This is a genomic window from Euzebya pacifica, from assembly GCF_003344865.1.
In the GTDB taxonomy this organism is placed as follows: Bacteria; Actinomycetota; Nitriliruptoria; order Euzebyales; family Euzebyaceae; genus Euzebya; species Euzebya pacifica.
In genome coordinates this window covers 5,524,568-5,545,581 of sequence record NZ_CP031165.1, presented here as the reverse complement: position 1 = coordinate 5,545,581, position 21,014 = coordinate 5,524,568, and the positions used below count along the sequence as shown (strand labels likewise).

Below are 21,014 nucleotides of genomic sequence, written 5' to 3'. Positions count from 1 at the left end.
TCTGCGAGGGCCTAGCGTCTCGTCATCGTCGACCTCGCCGTGGGCTCGACGGACCGCCGGTTGTGCACGACGACCCGGCGGGTGGGAGCAAGCGTGCGAGGGGGCAGCCGATGACCAGCGACGTGATTGGACTCCACGAGGTCGACCGGACGATGGGGGTGATGGCCGGGGGCAAGGGGGCCAACCTGGGCGAGCTCAGCCGCATCGACGGCGTCGAGGTTCCGCCGGGCTTCGTCGTCACCACCGCGGCCTGGGACCGCGTCGTGGGCCGCCGTCCCGAGCTGGCCGACCACCTCGACGCGTTGGCCCACGTGGACCCGGACGACACCGACGCGCTCCGCGAGGCCAGCGCGGCCGTGCGTGGGACGATCGAGGCGACCCCGGTTCCCGACGACCTCGCGCGCGAGGTCACCGACCACCTGGTCCGCCTCGGCACCGACGTCGCGTTCGCCGTGCGGTCCAGCGCCACCGCCGAGGACCTGCCCGCCGCATCGTTCGCCGGCCAGCACGACACCTTCCTCGACGTCGCCGGCCCGACCGCCGTCCTCCGCCACATCAGCCGATGCTGGGCATCACTGTTCACCGACCGCGCGGTCGCCTACCGCCGACAGGCAGGAATCGACCACCGCGCCGTCAGCATGGCCGTGGTCGTCCAGCGGATGGTCCGGCCGCGGTCGTCGGGGGTCATGTTCACCGCCGACCCGATCAGCGGTCACCGCCGCACGACAACGATCGAGGCCGTCCCGGGGCTCGGGGATGCGCTGGTCGACGGCACGACCACCCCGGACACCCTCGTGATCCGCGACGGCCGGGTCGTGGACCGACGGATCGCCACCGACCGCCAGGGGCCGCCCGTGCTGACCGACGAGCAGGGCCTGGCGCTGGCCCGGACCGGAGAACGGATCGAGGCCCACTTCGGGGCGCCGCAGGACATCGAGTGGTGCCTGACGGTCGATGGTGACCTGCAGGTCGTCCAGAGCCGGCCGATCACGACGCTCTTCCCCATCCCCGACGTCGACGACGACAACCCCCACGTCTACGTCTCCGTCGGCCACCAGCAGATGATGACCGACCCGATGACCCCGCTGGGGATCTCGGTGTGGCAGCTGACCAGCCCCGCCCCGATGCGCCACGCCGGCAGCCGGCTGTTCGTCGACGTCACCCCAGCGCTGGCCTCCCCGGCGACTCGTGACGGCATCATCCGCGGACTGGGCACATCCGATCCGCTGATCGGGGATGCGCTGCGAACGGTGGTGGCGCGCGAGGGCTTCCTGCCGAGCAACACCGAGGGCGCACCGTCGGGTGCCCCTGCCACGGGACCCTCCCCTGGGGCACCGGAACCCATCGCCACCGACCCAGCCATCGTGGCCGAGCTGATCCGCACGATGCAGGCCGCCAACGACGACTGCGCCCGCCGGATCGACGGCCTGACGGGCACGGCGCTGATCGACTTCGTCACCGATGACCTCCAGGCCCTGCGCACGTCGTTGTTCGATCCACGCAGCCATCAGGTCATCGTGGCGGGGTTCGAGGCGACGTCATGGTTGAACGAGCACCTGCGCGAGTGGCTGGGCGAGTGGAACGCCGCCGACACCCTCGCCCAGTCCGCCCCGGGCAACATCACCGCCGACATGGGTCTGGTGCTGCTGGACGTCGCCGACGTCATCCGCCCTCACCCCGCCGTCGTGGCGTTCCTCGAGCGGGTCGGACCGGACACCGGCGACGCGGCCTTCCTCGACGAGCTGGCCAGCCTGCCCGGTGGACCGCGGGCGCGAGCGGCCATCGACGCCTTCCTCGACGTGCACGGGGTCAGGTGCGTCGGCGAGATCGACATCGCCCGACCACGATGGCGCGAACGACCGGCCCTGCTGGTGCCGATGATCCTCGCCAACACGAGGACCGCCGAACCCGGCGCCGCCCAGCGCCGCGTCGAGCTGGGGCAACAGCAGGCCCGCGCCATGCGGGAGGGGGTGCTGGCCCGCCTGCGTGCCCTCCCCGACGGCGACGACAGGGCCGAGGCAGCCGAGCGGATGATCGACCGCCTCCGCACCTTCGCCGGCTACCGGGAGTACCCGAAGTACGCCATGGTCAGCCGCTACTGGATCCACCGGCAGGCGCTCGTCCGGGAGGCCGATCGGCTGCTCGCCGCCGGGGTGATCGACGCGCCGGACGACATCCACTTCCTCACGCTGCAGGAGCTCCGTGCAGTCGTCGACATCCAGCGCCTCGACCGCGATCTCGTCACCCGGCGCAGAACAGCGTTCGCAGCCCACCACGCGCTCGCGCCGCCACGGGTCCTGACCTCCGACGGGGAGATCATCGGCGGGGAGTACCGGCGCACCGACCTGCCCGCCGGGGCCCTGGCCGGCATCGGCGTGTCGGCCGGGACGGTGGAGGGACGGGCCCGGGTGATACAGGACATCGCCCACGCCCAGCTGGAACCGGGCGACATCCTCGTCACCCCGTTCACCGACCCGAGTTGGACCCCCGCCTTCCTTCGGGTCGACGGCCTCGTCACCGAGGTCGGCGGTCTGATGACTCACGGCGCGGTCATCGCCCGCGAGTACGGCCTGCCCGCCGTCGTCGGGGTCGAACACGCCACCCGGCTGATCCGCGACGGGCAACGGATCCGCGTCCACGGCACCGGCGGGTACGTCGAGATCGTGCCCTGACACCGTCCATGGAGGAACACGAGACGGTGTCTCGTGCGCGGTGCCAGTGGACCCGCGAATGACGGTCTGACCTGCGGAAACAGTGCGTCTACGCCATGGCGTGACGCTGGCCCAGGGGGAGGCCGGACACAGGTGCCCCTTTCGCCCGGACCCGGGGGTTCCTACGTTCGCCTCGTTCGCAGCCGACCCACCAAAAGGGGAACCTTGATGTCAACTTTGTCGCGCCTCAACACCTGCCTGGCGGTGATGGCCCTGCTCCTCGCAGTAGTCGTCACGCCCGCAGGTGCCGCCACCACCACCCTGCTCGCCGAATCGTTCGACAACGGCTTCGGGGCCTTCAGCGCCCAGGGCTACGCCAGCACCGACAACGGCGTGGCCGTCCTGCGTGGCGGCTCCGCCGACGGGACGATCACCTCCGGCGCCGTACCGGCTGCTGGGCAGACCAACCTGACCCTCTCCTGGACACAGACCACGAGCCGACTCGACGCCGGGGAGTCCCTCGTCGTCGAGTGGTCCACGGGGTCATCGTGGAGCTCCCTCAGCAGCGAGCGGTCCTCGGGCGTCCTGTCGGTCGGCCTGCCGACAGCCGCCGCATCCAACGCCCTCCAGCTCCGCTTCCGGGTCGATGCCAGCAGCTACTACGAGCGTGTCGACGTCGACGACGTCGTCCTGACCGCCGGTGACGGCGGCGGCTCCGGCAACCCCTACGCCAAGGGCCCGGACCCCACGTGGGACAGCATCGAGGCAACCACCGGTCCCTTCGAGGTCGACGACTACGACATCTCCTCCTTCGCCGCCGATGGGTTCGGAGGGGCCGACGTCTACTACCCCTCCGACGCCGGATCGGCCACCTTCGGTGGCATCGCCATCTCTCCCGGCTACACCGCCAGCCGCTCGACCGTGACCTGGCTCGGCCCGCGCATCGCCTCACAGGGCTTCGTGGTCATCGTGATCGACACCAACAGCCGCTACGACCAGCCGGCCTCCCGTGGTGACCAGCTGCTGGCCGCCCTGGACCAGCTGGTCAACGACAGTGACGTGTCCCACCTGGTGGACCCCAACCGCCTGGCCGTCATGGGCCACTCCATGGGTGGCGGTGGCAGCCTCGAGGCGGCCGACGACCGGCCGTCGCTGCGGGCCATCGTGCCGCTGCAGGGGTGGAACTCCGACAAGACGTGGTCCCAGGTGCAGGTGCCGGCCCTGCTGATCGGCGGGGAGAACGACAGCGTCGCACCGGACAGCTCGCACTCCCAGCGGTTCTACGACAGCCTCGGAGGCGAGAAGGTCTACCTGCAGCTGAACAACGCCAGCCACTTCGCGTCCAACAGTCCCAACACGACCATCGCGTCCTACAGCATTGCCTGGCTGAAGCGCTGGGTGGACGAGGACACGCGCTACAGCCAGTTCGTGTGCGGCCCCGACGCCGGTCAGGGATCGGCGATCAGCGACTACCGCACGACCTGCCCGGTCTGACCCACAACACGACGACGGCCGCCGCCCGAGGACCTCGGGCGGCGGCCGCAGCAATTGGGTGGATCAGCCGGCCAGCAGCTCGGCCAACACCTCCTGCAACGACGTGCTGATGGCGCTGTCACCACCGAGCAGCAGCACCTGCGGCATGTGCTCCCGCAGGTACGCCTCGGTCGAGGCCGGCAGCGCATCGTGCTCGGTCAGCAGCAGCGGCGAGCCCGACAGGGCGGCCACCGGCACACCGGCCAGGGCATCGGCGAAGCTGCCACCCGTCGCCAGCATCGCGGTCGGGCTGCCGTCGGGGAACGCCGCACGGGCAACCAGGGCGGCCGTCTCGAACCGGGTGTCCCCAGCGAGGCGGCGCACCTCGGCCCCGGTGGCCTCGGCGATCTCGTCGTCCAGCGACGCGGGCAACGCCGACGTGCCGCCCAGCACCGTCACGCGGGACGGCGACCGATCCGCCAGCAGGCCGGGCATGGCGTCGTCCACCAGCAGGACGGGACCGCCCTCGCGTGCGGCCAGCACCCCACCGCCGAGGGCGTCGGGGAAGTTCCAGCCAGTGGCGAGGACCACGGCTGCCTCGTCGTCGAAGACCCCCTCGGCAACGGCTGCCGAGGTCGAGAAGCGGTCGGGTCCGCTGTAGCGGACGACGTCGCCTTCGGTCAACGCCGCGACCTGCGACGCCACCGTGTCGCTGATGGCCGAGGTGCCGCCGACGATGACGACCGACGCCGGGCGCAGGCGGTCGATCTCGTCGGCCGTGGCCTGCGGCAGGGTGTCGCCGGCCAGCAGCACCGGGCCGCCGAGGTGCGCCGCGGCGGGACCGGCGGAGATCGCGTCGGCGAAGGAGTCCGCCCGCACGAGGACCACCACGGGCACGCCGGGGACGAAGGCCTCGCGGCTGAGCTCCACGGCGGTGGCGACACGATCGCCACCGGCCATGCGCATGGTCGGCTCGTCGTCGTGGCCGAACGGGGTCCGGAACCACCCGTCGGCCGGCTCGGTGGGTTCCTCGGTCGGCCCGTCGGTGGGCTGTTCGGTCGGCTCCTCGGTGGGCTCTTCGGTGGGTCCGTCGGGTCGGTCCGGGGCGGCGATCCGGAAGGTCCCGGTCAGCGGGTCGCTGGTGCGGGTCCCGAAGCCCTGGGTGACCGTCCAGGTCCGGACACCGTGGCCGGACAGCGGGACGACGACACGCCAGGTGCCGTCCTCCCCGACGACGGTCGTGCCGTCCAGGTCGCCGCCCACGGTCACGGTGGCGCGGGGGGTGCCGGTGCCGGCGAGCTCGACCTCGGTGGTCCCGTGGGGCACCCGGTCGTCGGGCGTCGTGTCGACCGTCAGGCCGGCGAGCGACGGCCGGGCGGTCAGCCACTCCGTCGGTCCGGTCGGGTGGTCGATGACTCGCGTCTCGCCGATGCAGCCGTTCCAGCCGTTGGTCGGTCCGTCGTCGACCCAGTCGACGCCGAACAACCACGGCATCCCGGCGTTGAGGCTGTGCCCGCCGGTGTCGGTGGCGTTGCGCAGCACCGGCGCACCGTCGACGTACATGGTCGTGGTGGCGGCCTCGACGTCGTTGACGATGGCGACGTGCAGCCATCGGCCGAGGATGATCTCCCCCGACCACGCGGTGCGGTCACCCTTGGCCGTCTCGACGGGCACCTCGGTCCACTGGAACTCCCGCAGGTTGGAGAAGCCCAGGGCGACCGGTGAGGCGGTGTAGTCCCAGCGACTCCACGGCATGCCGGGAATGGTCGAGCGGTTCCCGGCCCGCACGAGGACCTTGGACCAGGCGTTGGCGTCAGCGGTCCAGTCCTCGTCGATCAGGACGAACGTCTCGATGGTGTACCCCTCTTCCAGGTGGTCCTCGGTGGCGGCCACGTCCGACGGGGAGGTCAGGTAGCTGTAGCGGTTGGTCTGCTTGTCGGCGTTGGTGAAGCAGACCGCGGCGCCGTCGGCGGAGAACGGGTTGGCGTCGTGGGTCAGGACGACGTCGCCGAGCTCGGCCCCGGTGGCACCGGAGTCCTCGATGGCGACCCGACGCAGGTCCGCGTCACCGGCGATGTCGTCGAAGACCACGTCCTCGCTGACCGGCCCGTCCTCGCCGTCGAAGCGCCAGTGGGCGACGGTGCCCTCGACGGGCACGAAGTCATCGCGCGAGCCGGCTTGCTCCAGCGCCACGCCGTCGGGGGCCTCGAACCCGTCGAGCAGGATGTCGCGTGCAGCCTGGATCAGCGATGGCTGGTCGGCCGGGCCGGCGTCGAAGCCGTCGTAGCGGCCGGCGAAGTCCATCTCGAAGGTGAAGGCCTGGTTGGGCCCCTCCAGGATCGCCTGGTCGTAGGGCGTCAGCACCTCCTGCGGCTTGGCGACGACCCAGGGCGAGCCGGTCAGCACCGACACCTCACCAGCGGTCAGGTCGAACTCCATCAGGCCGAGGTAGCCGTTGCCGCCGTCGTAGGCCATCTGGTAGTCCATCAGGATCTGGGTGACGGGGTTGCCGAAGTCGTTGGTCTTGGTCAGCCGGGTGGCGCCGTGGAAGTGCCCGTTGAGGGTCATGAAGATCTGGTCGTTGCCGCGGATCAGGTCGTTCCACAGCTTCAGGCCGTAGGCGGTCTCCTCGGGGGACTCGGCGTCGGCCTTGATGCTGAGGATGGAGTGGGAGGTGAGGATCACCGGCAGGTCGGGGTGGGCGTCGATGACGTCGTCGGCCCAGGCCAGGGTCGCGTCTGAGGACCGCCAGGCCAGCGCCAGGACGAGGAACTCCTGTCCCTGTGCCTCGAACACGTGCCACCGGTTCAGGCCGGTCGGGTCCGCACCGCCGAAGGTGGGCAGGGCGGCCGCGCGCGAGATCGGGAACCAGTCGAGGAACGGCTCGTTGGCGAGGTCGTAGTCGGTGTCGACGAGCTGGTCGTTGCTGTTGCGGACGTCGTGGTTGCCGGGCAGGACGGAGTAGGGCAGCCCGGCATCCTCCAGCGTCTGGTGGGCGGCGTCGGCCACCTGCCACTCACCGGTGACGCCGACGCGGTCGACGAGGTCGCCGAGGTGGGTCACGAAGGGGATGTTCAGCTCGTCGGCGTGTTCGGCCAGCCACTGGGTCTGCACGGCGTAGGGGTTGCTGCCGTACCGAGGCTGGAACTGGTCGGCGGCGTAGCGGGAGTAGAACTGTGTGTCGGGCAGGACGGCCAGCGTGAAGCGGGAGGCGAGCTCGGCGTCGTCCGTGGCCGGCGCGGAGGCAGTCGCCTCAGCCGGGCGGGAGGGGACGGCAAGCAGGCCGGCCAGGAGGGCGGCGGTCAGGAGGACGACGAGCGCACGTGGGGTGGGTGCGAGGGGTCGTCCGCCGAGGGCGGCGGGGAGGGGGAACACGATGCTCCGTTCGGGAGGTCGAGGGTCGGCTGAGCCCGCCGTGTCGGGCGGACAGCCGCGCACCGTCGTCGTGTCCGGCAAACCGGCGCTTGCGTGTGCCCGGTCGGGAGGTGAACGGCGTGCCACCGGCGATGGAACGATTCAGCGCCGCCGATGGGACCGGCCCGCGACGGCTCCCGGCACGATCGGTGATGATGGACGCGATGCGTGTCGGAGCTGGTCGGCTGGACAGTCGGCGTGGTGCTGCCCTCGGGGGCGGTGATGGTCCTGCCGGGCGCGCGGCTCCCCCAGGCGTGGCGCAGATGACCGCACCGTCGTGGACCCGTCGACAGATGCTTCGCACGGCGCTCGCAGCCGGCGGGGTGCTGCTGGGTGGTTGTGCGGAGGAGGTGGTCGAGCCGCGAACCGGCCGTCCCGTCACCCAGCCGACCGCCGCACGCGTCACCCGCTGGGCCGCCGACCCGCTGGCGGGCGGGAGCTACAGCTTCCTTGCCGTCGGCTCGACTCCCGAGGATCGGGAGATCCTGCGCACCCCGATCGGGGACACGCTCGTCATCGCGGGGGAAGCGGTCCACGAGGACTACCCGGCCACCGTGCACGGCGCGCTGCTCAGCGGCGTCGACGCTGCGGAGCTGGCCTACGAGGCCGACGCCGGGCGTGTCGTGGTCATCGGCGCCGGCGCGGCAGGGTTGGCAGCTGCGGCCACGCTCGTCGAGGAGGACATCGACGTCGTGGTCCTCGAGGCCCGGGACCGGATCGGCGGCCGCGTGTGGACCGACCACTCGCTGGGGTTCCCCGTCGACCTCGGTGCCAGCTGGATCCACGGGACGCGCGGCAACCCCCTGACCGACCTGGCCGAGGACGCCGCCGTCGACCTGCACGAGTTCGACTACGACGGCGCCGACCGTCACGAGCTCGACACCGACGACGGCACCGCCGAGGCCGCTGCCTCGCTGGAGCGTGACCTGGGTGCCGACCTCGACGACGTGTCCCCCGACGCGGCCGGCGAGGGGGACGCGCTGGGCGGCGGCGACGCGCTGGTGCCGGCCGGGTACCTCACGTTGCTGGAGGTGCTGGAGGAGGCGATCGACGACCTGCGGCTGGGCGCCCCCGTGACCGACGTGGTCCACGGTCCCGACGGGGTGGTGGTCGCCGGTCCCTGGGGGCGCATCGAGGCCGACGGCGTCATCGTCACCGTGCCGCTCGGTGTCCTGAAGGCCGGGTCGATCACGTTCGATCCGCCACTGCCTGCCGCCACTCGCGGGGCCATCGATCGGCTCGGCATGGGAGTGCTCGACAAGGCCGTCCTGGTCTTCGACGAGCCGTTCTGGCCCGAGGACGTCGCGGGGATCCGCATCGTGGGCACCACCGACGGGGAATGGGCCGAGTGGGTCAACCTGCTGCCCGTCAACGGCCGGCCGGCCCTGATGGGGTTCAACGCCGGGTCGACCGCGCGCCGCCTCGCGACGCTGGACGACGGCGCCGTCGTCGCCTCGGCCCTGGACACCCTCCGCGCCGCCTACGGCTGACGGGCCGGCCGTGGGGTTGTGACGAGGCGGTGAACCGGACGGGTCTGGACCGGCCCCGGGGCTAGGCTCCGCGCGTCACCAAGAGCCCAGGAGTCATTGCCTTGCGTCGTTCGTTGTCCCTCGTCGTCCTCGTGGCGGCGCTCGTGCTGTCGGTGGTGCCTGTGTCCGCCCAGTACGCCCCCGACCCCTTCTCCAACACGCCTGACGCGGTCGCCCGCATCGACGGGGACACCCCGGCCGCCTACGCGGTGAACCTGTCCCGCGCCGTCAACGACTTCGGCGTCGACAAGGGCGTGATCGTCTCCGACGTCGCGTTCGCCGACGCGCTGGCTGCCAGCGCCCTGACCAGCTTCGGCGCGATCTTCTTCGCCAGCCCCGGTCAGCCGCTGGACGCCGACACCCTGGCCGAGCTCGACCGGGTGGTGCTGGACCCGCAGGGCGAGTTCACGATCATCGGCGGGACAGCCGTCATCGACCCGCAGGTCGAGGCGCAGCTGGACGCGCTTCCCGGCGACCGCCCGGTCATCCGCCTGGCCGGGGCGACGCGCTACGAGACGGCCGTTGCGGTGGCCGACTACGTCCTCGGTGACGATGCCGAGCCCGCGTCTTACGAGGTCTTCGTCGCCCGGGCGTTCGGTTCCGACGACAACCCCACCGCCGCGTGGGCCGACAGCGTCGCAGCGGGCCCCGCCGCCTCCAGCAACAGGCAACCGATCCTGTTCACCCCCAGCGACGAGCTGCACCCCTCCATCAGCACCTGGCTGGCCGGCCGGACCCCGCGTCGCGTCACCGTCCTCGGTGGTAGCTCCGCGATCAGCGAGTCCGCGGTCGAGCAGATCGACGCGCCGGTCCGCCGGGTCGCCGGGGCCTCCCGCGACGAGACCGCTGCGACGATCTTCCGCCAGGTCCTCCGCGACGGCTACGGCGCGCCGCGTGCGATGGCGGTGGTCAACCTCTTCGACGAGCAGGGCTGGGCCTACGGCCTGGCCACCTCCCCCATCGTCGGATCCCTCGGCGGTGGCATCCTCGCGATCAACCCGGAGGTCGACTCCGAGGCGACCCAGGGCGTCCTGGCCTGCGCCCGTCCCACAGAGGTGCTGGTCGCCGGCCCGACCTCGATGATCAGCGACGAACGGGTGGCAGGCGCCCAGATCTGCCCGGACGGCGATGGCGCATCCGCACCGACCGGACCGGTGGAGCTCCGCGGCGACGGCATCGGGAGGGGCATCGACTTCGGCCAACCGGCGGATGTTGCCCTCGAGGCGATGGTCGCGGAGTTCGGCGCACCCACCAACGACACGGGGCGCGTCCAGCCAGGCTGCGAGCTGGCCGGCCCCGACGGTCCCGCCAGTCGCGCCGTGACGTTCGCCAACGGCCTGACCGCGACGTTCGCCGAGGCCGTGCAGGAGGAGATGTTCTTCGACGGCTGGATCCTCGACGGTGACGACGTGCCCCAGGACGGGCGTCTCACCACCCCGGAGGGCGCGACTGTCGGCAGCACCAGCCGCGAGCTCGAGGCGTTCTTCGGCATCGACTACGTGCTGCGGGAGGGCGAGCCCGAGGGGTTCCCGCCGCCCATCGCGGTGATCGACACTCACCGTGGCCCGCTCGACGCGATCCTGGACGGCAACACCCCCAACGCGCAGGTCTCCGCGCTCTACGGCGGGGGTGCCCTGCAGTTCTGCGAATGATCGACCGGCACCGCTGACCACCCGGGTCGGACGCACCCGCGAGTCCGGCTGTCGAACCCTGTCCTCAGCCGACGGGTGCGGCGATCAGCTGGGTCAGGCGGATGCTGTTGCCCGAGGGGTCGCGGAACCCCGCGTCGATGCCGTAGGGACGTTCCTCGGGCGTTTCGGTGAACTCCACACCGGCGGCGCTCAGCCGGGCGTGTGCTGCGCGGACGTCGTCGGTAGTCAGGAACATGGTGCCGGCCCAGCCCTTGCCCATCAGGTCGGCCAGCTGCTGGGTCGTGGCCTCGTCCATCATCGGGGGGCCGGGGATCGCCATCAGCACGACGGCGATGTCGTCCTGGCCCGGAGGGCCGATGGTCAGCCAGCGGAAGTTCCCCATCTCCGGCATGGTGACGTCCTCGCGGACCTCCATGCCCACCTTGTCGGTCCAGAAGGCCAACGCCTCGTCCTGGTCGTGCACCCACAGCTGCGTAGTCGAGATGCGCATCATGTCGTTCGTGTTCTCCCGTGTCGTCGAGTGGTTTGTGTCGCCGTGCGGCCGACATGGCGGCCTGTTGCGATGACAGGGGTCACGGTACGGACGGGGCCGCCCCGTCGTCTTCTCGAAAAGTGCGGTTCGCCGGGCGGGCGTGTGCACGCACCACGCACGCCGGAACCCGGGCGAACGTCTGGGCCGGCGGGTGCGCCGCCCGGTAGGCGGTCGGGCTCATCCCGTGGATGCGGGTGAAGCTGGAGGTGAACGAGCCGACGCTCTCCAGGCCGACCAGGTAGCAGATGTCGGTCACCGTCCGATCGGTCCGGCGCAGCAGCGACGCGGCCCGCTCCAGCCGGCGGGTCAGCAGGTACTGGTGCGGTGTCTCACCGAATGCCTTGCGGAACGCACGGATGAAATGGGCGCGGGACAGCCCGGCCGCCGCGGCCATGTCGTCGACGCGGATGGGTTCGGCGTACCGGGCGTCGGCCATGTCCTTGGCGCGCAGGAGGTGACGGGACGGCGGAAGGGAGGTCACGCTCCCGAGCATCGCACGGTCGTCGTGGCGTGGCGATGGACGTCCAGTGCCTACTGGCCGGGGCCTCGTGGCACCCGGACGCGGGGCGGTCAGCCGTCGGTGCGTGTTCGACGGCGGCGACGACGGAGGAACAGCAGGGCGAGGACGAGCCCGGCACCGATCGCGTAGTTCTTGGCGCGGTCGGGGTTCTCCTCGACGAAGGTCGACGCGCGGTCCTGCAGGTCCGAGGCCTGCTCCTGGGCCTGCTCGAGCGCCCGCTGGGCGTCGCGCTTGAGCTGCTCGGCGTTGCGGTCCGCGACCTCCTTGGGGTGGACCCGCTCGACGATCGCGTCGACGGTGCCGACGAGGTCCTCGCGAGTCCGTTCGATCTCGTGCTCGAGGCCGTCGGGAGAGGTCGGGGTGCCGTTGGTGGCGGTGGCGTCGGTGTTCATCGGCCGATCTCCTTGGTCGCGGCGACGGTCTGCTTGGCCTGGCGGGTCGTGCGGGGTGCGGGCGGCGGGATCTCCTCGGCGTGCTTGCGGCCCAGCACCGCTGCGATGCCGGCGATGATCAGGTACACGACGCCGACGATCACGAAGCCGAGCCAGGTCCAGCCCTCACCGATCGCGGTGCCGATGCCGAAGCCGGCGGCAACCGAGAGCATCAACACCGACAGCAGGGCGGTCACGCCAGCGGCGCTGAACAGGCTGATGCCGGCGACGGCCTCGCGGATGTCGTCCTTCAGCTCGAGCTTGGCCAGGGCGACCTCGTCGCGGATCAGGGTCGAGGCCTGCTCGCTGGCCTGCTTGGCCAGGTCGCCGAGGCTCTCGTCGGCGCGTGGGGGTCGAAGGTCGGAGTCCATGTCGTCGTACCTCGCGATGGTCGGGGTGAAGTCGGGCAAACCGTTGGACAGACACCTTCCCGGTACGGGGACGACCAAACGGTCCGATCGTCGCCTGCGGTTCCGGCTGGGCCTTGTCCTGGGCCCCCTGGGCCCTCGTAGCGTCCGTCCAACGGCGCGGGGTGGGCCCGTGCGTGGAGGAGGAATCGTGCACCTGATCGTCGTGACATGGCTGACCACCCGACTCGCGGACACCCAGGGCGAGGAGGGGTTCAGCACCGCCGAGCTGCTGGGCAACGCCGCGCTCGCGCTGGCGGTCATCGTCGCCATCTGGGCGGGCCTGAGCGACATGGGCGCGCAGTTCATCGAGCGCATGCGCGGCGCCCTGGGTATGTGAGGCCACGCACCGCGCCTCGGGACATGGGCTACGTCACCCCGGCCTTCGTGGCGACCGCCGGTCTCACGATGATCCTCCTGGTCGCCGTCGTCAACCTCCTCGTGCTGCGCTATGCCGACGGGATCCTGCAGTCCGCGGCCGAGGAGGGGGTCCGGCAGGGCCTGGCCACCGGCGACGCCGCGTCCTGCGCGGCTCGGGCTGCGGAGGTGGTCGAGGCGGGGCTCGGGCCGATGACCGCTGGTGTCGCGCCGGCGGTCTGCACGATCGCGGCTGACGGCGCCATCGCCGGGGTCACCGCCACGTTCCCGGGGTGGCTTCCGCTGGTCCCGACCCACGACACCACGGCCACGGCTCGGGGCACCGGGCTGGCCGCTGACTGATGCGGTCTCCATCCGCCCATCCCCCACCAGGGACGGCTGGCGTCGCCGCGTCGGGTGAGGACGGCTTCGTCACGGCCGAATGGATGGTCGGCATGGCGTTGCTGGTCGTCCCGACGCTGCTGGTCGTCGCGCTCCTGCCGGGCTGGGCGTCCCGCCACGAGGCTGCCGCGGTGGCAGCACGGGAAGGGGCACGGGCCGCTGCCACGGCCGTCGACGTCGCCACGGCCCGCACGGCGGCCGAGCAGGCCGTCGTCGCCGTGCTGGACGGCCGCGGGATCCCGCCGGACGAAGCGACCGTGACGGTCCACCTGCCGCCGGGAACGAGCCTGCCCCGCGATGGCGAGGTCCGCGTGCGCGTGGTCCTGCCGACCTCACCAGTGACGCTGCCCGGCGGCGGCACCGTCGAGGGGCCGTGGGTCATGGGCGATCACATCCGTGTGCTCGACCCCCACCGCGGGCGATGACGCAGCAGATGCCTTGCGGGCAGCCGACCGGGTGGAGCGGTGACCGGGGGTCGGTCACGGTGTGGCTGATGGTCGTCCCGGTCCTGTTGCTGCTCCTCGGTGGGATCACCCTCGACCTGTGGTCGGCCGCCTCGGTTCGGGCCCGGCTGGCCGCGGTTGCCGACGATGCCGCTGCGGCCGGCGCGACCGCGCTCGACGACGCCGCGCTGCGGGATGGCGATCCCCGCCTCGATCCCTCCCGGGCACGCGAGCGGGCGCTGCGTGCCGTCGACGCCCATCACGAACGAACGGGCATCGACGACGTGCAGGTGACCGCCACCGACACCCGTGTCGGCGTCAGCATCACGGGCACGGCCGAGCTCCACCTCCTGCGCATGATCGGGACGCAGGACATCGAGCTGACCGTGACCGGTCACGCCGCACCCGACGTCCGGGGACGTCCCTGATTCCGGACGGCGACCGGCTCAGCCAGCGGCCGTGCCGATCCGTGTCAGGTCGATCAGGACCTCGACGATCGCGCCCTCGTTCGACCGTGCCATCGGCAGCCGGGTGCCACGGAGCAGGGTCAGCATCGCGCGGTTCTCGGCCTGGACGTACGCGGTGGCGGTGCGGAAGCCGCTCTCCCGGGCGGCGTCGACGGTCGCCTCGAGCAGCAAGCGGCCGAGGCCGAGGCGCTGCCAGTCGTCGTCGACGACGACGGCAAGGTCAACGGAGTCCGCGGGGTGGGACTGGACCAGGTACTGCCCCATGCCGACGACCCTGGCTGCGGCCCCGCTCCCGGCCACGGTGAGGAGGGTCTCGCGGCCACGGTGGTCGACGTCGACCACTCCGGCCAGCTGCCGGTCGGTCAACCGGTGGACGGCGGAATGGAAGCGCCTGAACCGCGAGGTCGGCGACAGCCCGCGCACGAACCGGTCCACGGCGTGCGTGTCGAGGGGCGTCACCGGGCGCAGGAGCACCGGCCCCCTGGCGGTCGGGACGACGTGGCGACGAGCGGCGGGGACGTCGAACAGGGCCGGGCCGCCGGTCAGCGGCATGCCGTCATCGGGAAGCGAGACGGGGCTGGCAGGCGGTGGCGCGGACAGTGGCATCAGCATGGCGGGACCCCCTTGAGTTCGGATTGTGAACTCAGACTGTCACAGCTGGGTCCGTAATGCAAACCCAGATAGTTGGTGGGAACAGGTGAATCACACGGTTGCCCGCCGACTTCCCCGTGGCGACCAGCGGATTGACCCTTGCTAGGCTCGACGGGGTGGTGGCAACGAACGTGATGGGAACCTCAAGTCCTGCAGCACAGGACCGGGGACGTCTCGAGGCGTTGCGTCGGAGCGGCCTGCTGGGTGGTGACACCTTCCATCGGCTGGACCGCCTGACCCGCCTCGCGTCGTCCCTGACGGGTGCGCCGGTGTCGCTGATCTCCATGGTCGACGAGGACCGGCAGTACTTCACGAGCCAGCACGGCCTGCACGAACCCTGGGCAAGCGACCGCCAGACGCCGCTGTCGCACTCGGTCTGCCAGACCGTCGTCGCCTCCGAGGACCCGGTCGTCATCGACGACCTGGGTGCGGACCCCGGATGGGCGGACCACCCCGCACGGCACGACATCGGGGTCGAGGCGTACTGCGGCGTACCGATCCGCGACCCCGACGGCCACGTCCTCGGCAGCTTCTGTGTGATCGACAGCGAACGTCGCGTCTGGGACGTCCGCACGGTCGACATCCTGGAGCAGCTCGCGGCCCTCGTGACCGAGACGGTCGATGCCAACCGCGACTACTCCACGATGGTGCACGACCTCCAGCGTCGGCTCATCCCGGACCAGCTGCCGGTGCATCCCGGGGGCAGGTTGCAGGGCAAGTACCGGCCCGTGATCGACACCGACGACGTCGGCGGCGACTTCTACGACGCGTTCCTCCGCGCCGACGGCCAGATGGACGTCGTCGTGGGTGACGTGGTCGGCCACGGGGTGACGAGCACCCACGCGGCTGCCCAGCTCCGCGCAGCCGCTCGGGCGGTCTTCGCGGGGCAGTCACCGACGCCGGCGGACACGATCAACCGCATCGAGACTGCGTGTGGCGACCTGCCCGGGTGCGAGGGCGCTGCCCTGGTGGTGATGCGGATCAGCGCGGACGGCCGAACGGTCCGCTGGGCTCGGGCCGGCGCCATGCCGCCGGTCGTGACCGGACCGAACCCCAGGGTCCTGATGCAGGGGGCCTCGCCGCCGCTGGGTGTGGGACCGTGCGTGCACGACCCGTCGTGCGAGGTGCGCCTGGAGGACGGCGAGGGCCTGATGTTGTTCACCGACGGACTCGTCGAACGCCGCGACGAGGACCTCGACGCGGGCTTCCTGCGGCTGATGACCTGCTGCCGCGAGGGTGCGGCGCTGGCCCCGGACTGCGACGTGTACACCCTGGCGCAGAAGGTCTGCCCGCACGCCACGCAGTCCGACGACCTGGCGCTGGTGCACTGGGCGCCGCACGCCGCCTGACGACTGCCGGTACCGCCCGATTCGGTCCGGGCGGTCAGCCGGTGAAGCCGAAGCCGCTCTCCCCGGCGTAGCGGGCACGCACGCGATCGTCCTTGTCGGCCACCATGTCCTTCATCGCCTGCTGATCCGCCGCCAGCTTCTCGGCCAGGTCGGGGTCGGCGGTGGCCAGCATGCGGATCGCCAGCAGACCGGCGTTCTTGGCGTTGCCGATCGCCACGGTCGCCACCGGGACGCCGCCGGGCATCTGGGCGATCGACAGCAGCGCATCCATGCCGTTGAGGGCACCGTTGGGCACCGGCACACCGATGACGGGGAGGGTGGTGAACGCGGCCAGCATCCCGGGCAGGTGGGCCGCCCCGCCGGCCCCGGCGATGATGACCTTCAACCCGCGCTCGGCAGCGGTGGTGCCGTAGTCGGCCAGCACCTGGGGGGTGCGGTGGGCCGAGACGACCCGAACCTCGTGGGGGACGCCGAACGTCTCGAGCACGTCAGCGGCGGCACCCATGACCGGCAGGTCGCTGTCGCTGCCCATCGTGATCCCGACAACCGGGTCCTGCTGGCTCATGTCGTTGCTCCTGTGTCGCTGGTGGGGGCGCTGCCCTCGAGGATCGCGGCCGCTCGACGGGCTCGGGCGGCGACCTCGTCGTGGTCGGTGCCGGTGGCGGTGACGTGGCCGATCTTGCGGCCCGGCCGCACGGACTTGCCGTACAGGTGGATGCGCACGTCCTCGGTGACGAGGGCGGCCCGCTCGCGCGGGTCGACGTCGGTGCCGACCACGTTGACCATCACCGTCGACGATGCGGTGGGGGCGACGGACCCGAGCGGCCAACCGAGCACCGCTCGCGCGTGGTTCTCGAACTGCGACGTCACGCAACCGTCGATGGTGTGGTGGCCGGAGTTGTGGGGCCGTGGGGCGATCTCGTTGACCAGGACCTCGTCGCCCACGACGAACAGCTCGACGGCAAGCACACCGACGGACTCCACCAGGTCGGCGACCCGCTCGCCCAGCCGGCGGCCCTCGGCGACCATCGAGACCGACAGGTGGCCGTCGGCCGCATGCACCTCGCGGCACATCCCGTCGACCTGGACCGACTCGACGACGTCGTAGACGGCCCGTTGCCCGGTGGCGGAGGTCACCACGAGGACGGCCAGCTCCATCGTCAGGTCCAGGTGGGCCTCTGCCAGCAGCGGGCGTCCGGCGGCCGCGGTCAGCATGTCCTCGGCGGCGGCGAGGTCCTCGGCAACGGAGACCCCACGACCGTCGTAGCCCCCACGCGGGGCCTTCAGCACGACCGGCCAGCCGTGTGCGGCGGCGAACGTCTCGACCTCGTCGGTGGAGGTCACGCGGGCGAACGGCGGGACGGGCAGGCCGGCGTCGGCGAAGGCCTGGCGCTGGTGCAGCTTGTCGGTGAACGACAGCGTGGTGCTGGAGGGGCGCACCGGATGGCCGTCGGCCTCCAACGCGGCGATGGCGTCCAGCGGCACCAGCTCGTGGTCGAAGGTCACCACGTCGACCTGGTCGGCCAGTCGTCGCAGCGCTGCCGGATCGTCGTGGGCACCGTCGACGACCTCGAAGAGGCCACGGACCCCCTGGTCCGAGGCGCCGGCGAGGACGCGGACGTCGACACCCAGGCGGGCAGCATCGAGGGCGGTCATGCGGGCGAGCTGTCCGCCACCGACCATCCCGAGGACGGTGGTGTGGGGCTCGCGGGGGCGGGGTTCGGAAGAGGTCGACACGGGCGGCGAGGATACGACAGTCGGCAGCGGCGACGGTCGGCCGGACGGAGGGGTCAGCGCTGGACCACCACCGGCTCGCCGAGGGACGGACGCAACCAGACCACCCCGTCGACGACCTCGACCCGGCCACGGAGCACGACCGGGGTGCCGTCGCGAACCACGTCCTCGGTGACCGTGCGGACGGCCGACCGTGCACCGGTGGGTCGGGGCAGCTGGGTGGTGTCGGACAGGACACGTTCGGCGGGCAGGTCCTCCAGGTCACGGGCGCGGACACGGATGCGATCGTCGTGTCGGTCGGCCACCTCGATCACCGGGTCGTCGGCCGGGACCTCGACCTCCTCCTCGACGTCGGTGTCGGTGACCATGCGACGGTCGCCATCGACCTCCTGGACGTGGTCGACGGACCGCGACACCCTGTAACGGGCGTGCACCCCGACCTCCCCGGTCCGGGGTGCACGGATCAGCCCCGTCGGACCGACGGCGATCCGGCCCCGCACCGCGACCACGTCACCGTCGCGCGCCCGGGCACCCCCGGCGGTGACGACGTCGGCTTCCTCCAGGCGTCGTCGGGCCGCTGCCCCCACGACGACGCGGACGATGAGTCCCAGCCAGGCCGCGAAGGCCAGACCGGCGATCACGAGCACCGGGGTCGGTAGGTCCGCCACCCATCGATCCTACGCCCGCAGGTGCCCTTGGGTCATCCCCTGTCGCGGGCCAGGCCACCCCGGGACAGGGCGTTGGCGGTCCGGTCGCGCGGGCTGGCATCGACCAGGTCGAACCCGGCGTCCCGCACGGCGTCGCGGGCGTGTTCGAGCCGCTGGGGCGACACGCCGTCGTCGGCCCACGGGTCGTCCAGGTCCAGGGCGTTGCGCATGGTCCAGCGGGTGGGGTCGAGGTCGGCGTCGACCTGATCCCACGACAGCGGCATGGCCACGGTGGCCTCGGCCCTCGCCCGGGGGCTCCACGCCGCGATCAGCGTCGACCCGCCACCTCGCGACCAGTCGATCAGCGTCCGCCCCTCCCGGTCGGCCTTGCGCATCTCCACCGTCAGCTCGTCAGGATGCCGATCGGCCACCATCCGAGCGATGGCGAGGGTCAGCGGACGCAGCAGCTCGGGCCCGTACCGGCGCTCGATGGGCACGATCACGTGCACGCCCTTGCCGCCGGACGTCTTGACGCGTGCCACGAGCTCGAGCTCGTCGAGGACCTCCTTGACCCAGAGGGCCACGCGGCCGGGGGACACCGCCATCGGACCGGGGTCGATGTCGAAGACCAGCTGGTCGGCCCGGTCCGGACGGTCGACACGAAGCAGGGCGGGGTGCAGCTCGATGGTGTTCTGCTGTGCGAGCCACTGCAGGCCCTCGACGTCGTCGACCAGGGCGTAGGCGACCTCGCGATCCGCGGACTCCGCCCACACCCGCCAGCGGCGGATCGAATCGGGGGCGTGGTCGGGCAGGTCCTTCTGGAAGAAGCCCTTGCCCCGCACGCCCTTCGGGAAGCGCTTGAGCGAAAGCGGACGGTCGACGACCTGCGGCAGCAAGCGCGGGGCGGCGTCGGTGACCCAGGCGAACAGGTCGGCCTTGGTCAGGCCGACGTCGGGCCACAGGACCTTGTCGGGAGAGGACAGCCGAACGGTCATCGCACCTCGAAGTCCTCCTCGCCGTCGACCGTCGGCCGGTCGTCCACCAGGACCTGCACGACCCGGGCGTCGGACGGACCGGTGCGGCAGAAGGCGACGACGCCCTCGACGGCGTCGGCCGGCCCCTGCACCTCCAGCTCCACGGTGCCGTCGGGCCGGTTGCGGATCCATCCGGTCGTGCCGTGCTCGCGGGCGGTGCGCTGGGTGGTGGCACGGTAGAAGACACCCTGGACATGCCCCTCGACGCGCAGGTGCACGCGGACCTCCCCGTTCGGGGTCGGCGCGGGGTCGGCGGTGCGGGTCATGGCAGGTCTCCCCTTCGAACGGCGACGGGGCGGCAACGACCGTCGTCGCTGCACGGTGCAGCGTAGTCGTCGGGCAGGGGTACGGCTCGGGGGTCGGCAACCTGACGGACGTGTGGAACAGCCGCTCCGGTCCTTTACCCTCGGCGGCCATGAGCGAACTCGACTCCCTCGCCGGCCTCCCCGGCGTCACGCGCCTCGGGGCCGGCAAGGTCCGCGAGATCTTCGCGGTCGGCGAGGACCAGCTGCTGCTGGTCGCCAGCGACCGGATCAGCGCGTTCGACGTCGTCATGCCCACACCCATCCCCGACAAGGGCAAGGTGCTGACGGCCATGACCGCGTTCTGGCTGCAGCAGCTCGACGACGTCGTCACCACCCACCTGATCGCCACCGACCCCGCGACCTTCCCCGAGGGGCTGGCCGACCACGCCGACCTCCTCGCTGGTCGGTCGATGTTGTGCCGCCGGGCGCAGCCGCTGGCCATCGAGTGCGTGGCCCGCGGGTACCTGTCCGGCTCGGGCTGGAAGGAATACCTCGCGGACGGGACCGTGTGCGGCATCGACCTGCCAGAGGGCCTGCAGGAGTCCGACCGCCTGCCCGAGGTGCTGTTCACCCCGGCGACCAAGGCCGAGCTCGGCGACCACGACGAGAACATCGACTTCGCCACCGCCGCCGGCATCGTCGGCCGAGAGGTCGCCGACCGTGTCCGCGGCCTGACCCTGGAGCTGTACGGCCGGGCGGCCGACCACGCTCGCCAGCGCGGCATCATCCTCGCCGACACCAAGTTCGAGTTCGGCCTCGTCGACGGCGAGATCGTCCTCATCGACGAGGTGCTGACCCCCGACTCGTCTCGCTTCTGGCCAGCCGACGACTACGAACCCGGACGCGCCCAGCGGTCGTTCGACAAGCAGTACGTCCGCGACTGGCTCGAGACGCTGGACTGGGACAAGACCCCTCCCGGCCCCGAGCTGCCCGACGAGATCGTGCAGCGCACCCGCTCCCGATACGTTGAGGCCTACGAGCTGCTCACCGGCCTCCCCTTCTCCGACTGGACCTGA

At 71.7% G+C, this 21,014-nt stretch carries 21 protein-coding genes; 10 read left to right on the top strand and 11 right to left on the bottom strand.

What is annotated here, in order from left to right; translation table 11 throughout:
• Positions 1-110: 110 nt before the first annotated feature.
• Together rph and DVS28_RS30205 are read left to right on the top strand one after the other, a co-directional pair.
• Entirely contained in the window at positions 111-2,672 is a 2,562-nt protein-coding gene (gene rph / locus DVS28_RS24000; RefSeq protein WP_114594380.1) for a rifamycin-inactivating phosphotransferase, read from the top strand.
• A gap of 669 nt (positions 2,673-3,341) precedes the next feature.
• Entirely contained in the window at positions 3,342-4,145 is an 804-nt protein-coding gene (locus tag DVS28_RS30205; RefSeq protein WP_342795456.1) for a poly(ethylene terephthalate) hydrolase family protein, read from the top strand.
• A gap of 63 nt (positions 4,146-4,208) precedes the next feature.
• Here DVS28_RS30205 and DVS28_RS23990 read toward each other — a convergent pair whose 3' ends face one another.
• Positions 4,209-7,499 carry a cell wall-binding repeat-containing protein gene (locus DVS28_RS23990; protein ID WP_216826265.1) on the bottom strand — a complete coding sequence of 1,097 codons (3,291 nt, stop codon included), beginning with the start codon at positions 7,497-7,499 and terminating at the stop codon, positions 4,209-4,211.
• Positions 7,500-7,801: 302 nt separating this feature from the next.
• On the opposite strand from DVS28_RS23990, the gene DVS28_RS23985 reads away from it, so the two are divergent.
• On the top strand, positions 7,802-9,028 hold the full coding sequence (locus DVS28_RS23985) for a flavin monoamine oxidase family protein (protein ID WP_216826264.1): 1,227 nt from the start codon (positions 7,802-7,804) through the stop codon (positions 9,026-9,028).
• 101 nt (positions 9,029-9,129) lie between these two features.
• On the top strand, positions 9,130-10,719 hold the full coding sequence (locus tag DVS28_RS23980) for a cell wall-binding repeat-containing protein (RefSeq protein ID WP_114593709.1): 1,590 nt from the start codon (positions 9,130-9,132) through the stop codon (positions 10,717-10,719).
• 64 nt (positions 10,720-10,783) lie between these two features.
• Here the strand turns inward: DVS28_RS23980 and DVS28_RS23975 are convergent, their stop codons facing one another.
• From DVS28_RS23975 to DVS28_RS28720, 4 genes are all read right to left on the bottom strand, one after another.
• A complete protein-coding gene (locus tag DVS28_RS23975) occupies positions 10,784-11,212 on the bottom strand; it encodes a VOC family protein (protein WP_114593708.1) in 429 nt (142 codons plus the stop codon).
• Positions 11,213-11,291: 79 nt separating this feature from the next.
• Positions 11,292-11,732 carry a helix-turn-helix domain-containing protein gene (locus DVS28_RS23970; RefSeq protein ID WP_216826262.1) on the bottom strand — a complete coding sequence of 147 codons (441 nt, stop codon included), beginning with the start codon at positions 11,730-11,732 and terminating at the stop codon, positions 11,292-11,294.
• An 89-nt stretch (positions 11,733-11,821) separates the two neighbouring features.
• Positions 11,822-12,163: a DUF3618 domain-containing protein gene (locus DVS28_RS23965; protein WP_114593706.1), complete on the bottom strand. Its 342-nt coding sequence runs from the start codon at positions 12,161-12,163 to the stop codon at positions 11,822-11,824.
• Entirely contained in the window at positions 12,160-12,573 is a 414-nt protein-coding gene (locus DVS28_RS28720; protein ID WP_164710964.1) for a phage holin family protein, read from the bottom strand. The genes DVS28_RS23965 and DVS28_RS28720 overlap by 4 nt, the downstream gene beginning before the upstream one ends.
• A gap of 187 nt (positions 12,574-12,760) precedes the next feature.
• Between DVS28_RS28720 and DVS28_RS28715 the strand changes: the two genes are divergently transcribed.
• The 4 genes from DVS28_RS28715 to DVS28_RS23950 all read left to right on the top strand — a co-directional run bounded on the left by DVS28_RS28715 (position 12,761) and on the right by DVS28_RS23950 (position 14,239).
• A complete protein-coding gene (locus DVS28_RS28715) occupies positions 12,761-12,949 on the top strand; it encodes a hypothetical protein (protein WP_164710963.1) in 189 nt (62 codons plus the stop codon).
• A 23-nt stretch (positions 12,950-12,972) separates the two neighbouring features.
• On the top strand, positions 12,973-13,329 hold the full coding sequence (locus DVS28_RS28710) for a hypothetical protein (RefSeq protein ID WP_164710962.1): 357 nt from the start codon (positions 12,973-12,975) through the stop codon (positions 13,327-13,329).
• The gene (locus DVS28_RS23955; RefSeq protein WP_164710961.1) at positions 13,329-13,793 is read left to right on the top strand and encodes a hypothetical protein; all 465 of its coding nucleotides are present in this window, start codon (positions 13,329-13,331) and stop codon (positions 13,791-13,793) included. Before DVS28_RS28710 ends, DVS28_RS23955 begins: the two co-directional genes overlap by 1 nt.
• Before the next feature lie 68 nt (positions 13,794-13,861).
• A complete protein-coding gene (locus DVS28_RS23950; protein ID WP_164710960.1) occupies positions 13,862-14,239 on the top strand; it encodes a hypothetical protein in 378 nt (125 codons plus the stop codon).
• 18 nt (positions 14,240-14,257) lie between these two features.
• Here the strand turns inward: DVS28_RS23950 and DVS28_RS23945 are convergent, their stop codons facing one another.
• On the bottom strand, positions 14,258-14,890 hold the full coding sequence (locus DVS28_RS23945) for a GNAT family N-acetyltransferase (RefSeq protein WP_114593702.1): 633 nt from the start codon (positions 14,888-14,890) through the stop codon (positions 14,258-14,260).
• Positions 14,891-15,048: 158 nt separating this feature from the next.
• On the opposite strand from DVS28_RS23945, the gene DVS28_RS23940 reads away from it, so the two are divergent.
• Positions 15,049-16,278 carry a PP2C family protein-serine/threonine phosphatase gene (locus tag DVS28_RS23940; RefSeq protein ID WP_164710959.1) on the top strand — a complete coding sequence of 410 codons (1,230 nt, stop codon included), beginning with the start codon at positions 15,049-15,051 and terminating at the stop codon, positions 16,276-16,278.
• A gap of 34 nt (positions 16,279-16,312) precedes the next feature.
• On the opposite strand, the gene purE is transcribed toward DVS28_RS23940, so the two are convergent.
• The 5 genes from purE to DVS28_RS23915 are packed head-to-tail and all read right to left on the bottom strand — an operon-like array spanning position 16,313 to position 19,959.
• Positions 16,313-16,843 carry a 5-(carboxyamino)imidazole ribonucleotide mutase gene (gene purE / locus DVS28_RS23935; RefSeq protein ID WP_114593700.1) on the bottom strand — a complete coding sequence of 177 codons (531 nt, stop codon included), beginning with the start codon at positions 16,841-16,843 and terminating at the stop codon, positions 16,313-16,315.
• On the bottom strand, positions 16,840-18,015 hold the full coding sequence (locus DVS28_RS23930; protein ID WP_216826261.1) for a 5-(carboxyamino)imidazole ribonucleotide synthase: 1,176 nt from the start codon (positions 18,013-18,015) through the stop codon (positions 16,840-16,842). The genes purE and DVS28_RS23930 overlap by 4 nt, the downstream gene beginning before the upstream one ends.
• Before the next feature lie 53 nt (positions 18,016-18,068).
• A complete protein-coding gene (locus tag DVS28_RS23925; protein WP_164710958.1) occupies positions 18,069-18,680 on the bottom strand; it encodes a hypothetical protein in 612 nt (203 codons plus the stop codon).
• Positions 18,681-18,712: 32 nt separating this feature from the next.
• Positions 18,713-19,654, bottom strand: coding sequence for a non-homologous end-joining DNA ligase (gene ligD, locus DVS28_RS23920; RefSeq protein WP_114593698.1), 942 nt, complete (start codon positions 19,652-19,654; stop codon positions 18,713-18,715).
• Complete coding sequence (locus DVS28_RS23915; RefSeq protein ID WP_114593697.1) at positions 19,651-19,959, bottom strand: acylphosphatase; 309 nt, start codon at positions 19,957-19,959, stop codon at positions 19,651-19,653. The genes ligD and DVS28_RS23915 overlap by 4 nt, the downstream gene beginning before the upstream one ends.
• 149 nt (positions 19,960-20,108) lie before the next feature.
• Between DVS28_RS23915 and DVS28_RS23910 the strand changes: the two genes are divergently transcribed.
• Positions 20,109-21,014 carry a phosphoribosylaminoimidazolesuccinocarboxamide synthase gene (locus DVS28_RS23910; RefSeq protein ID WP_114593696.1) on the top strand — a complete coding sequence of 302 codons (906 nt, stop codon included), beginning with the start codon at positions 20,109-20,111 and terminating at the stop codon, positions 21,012-21,014.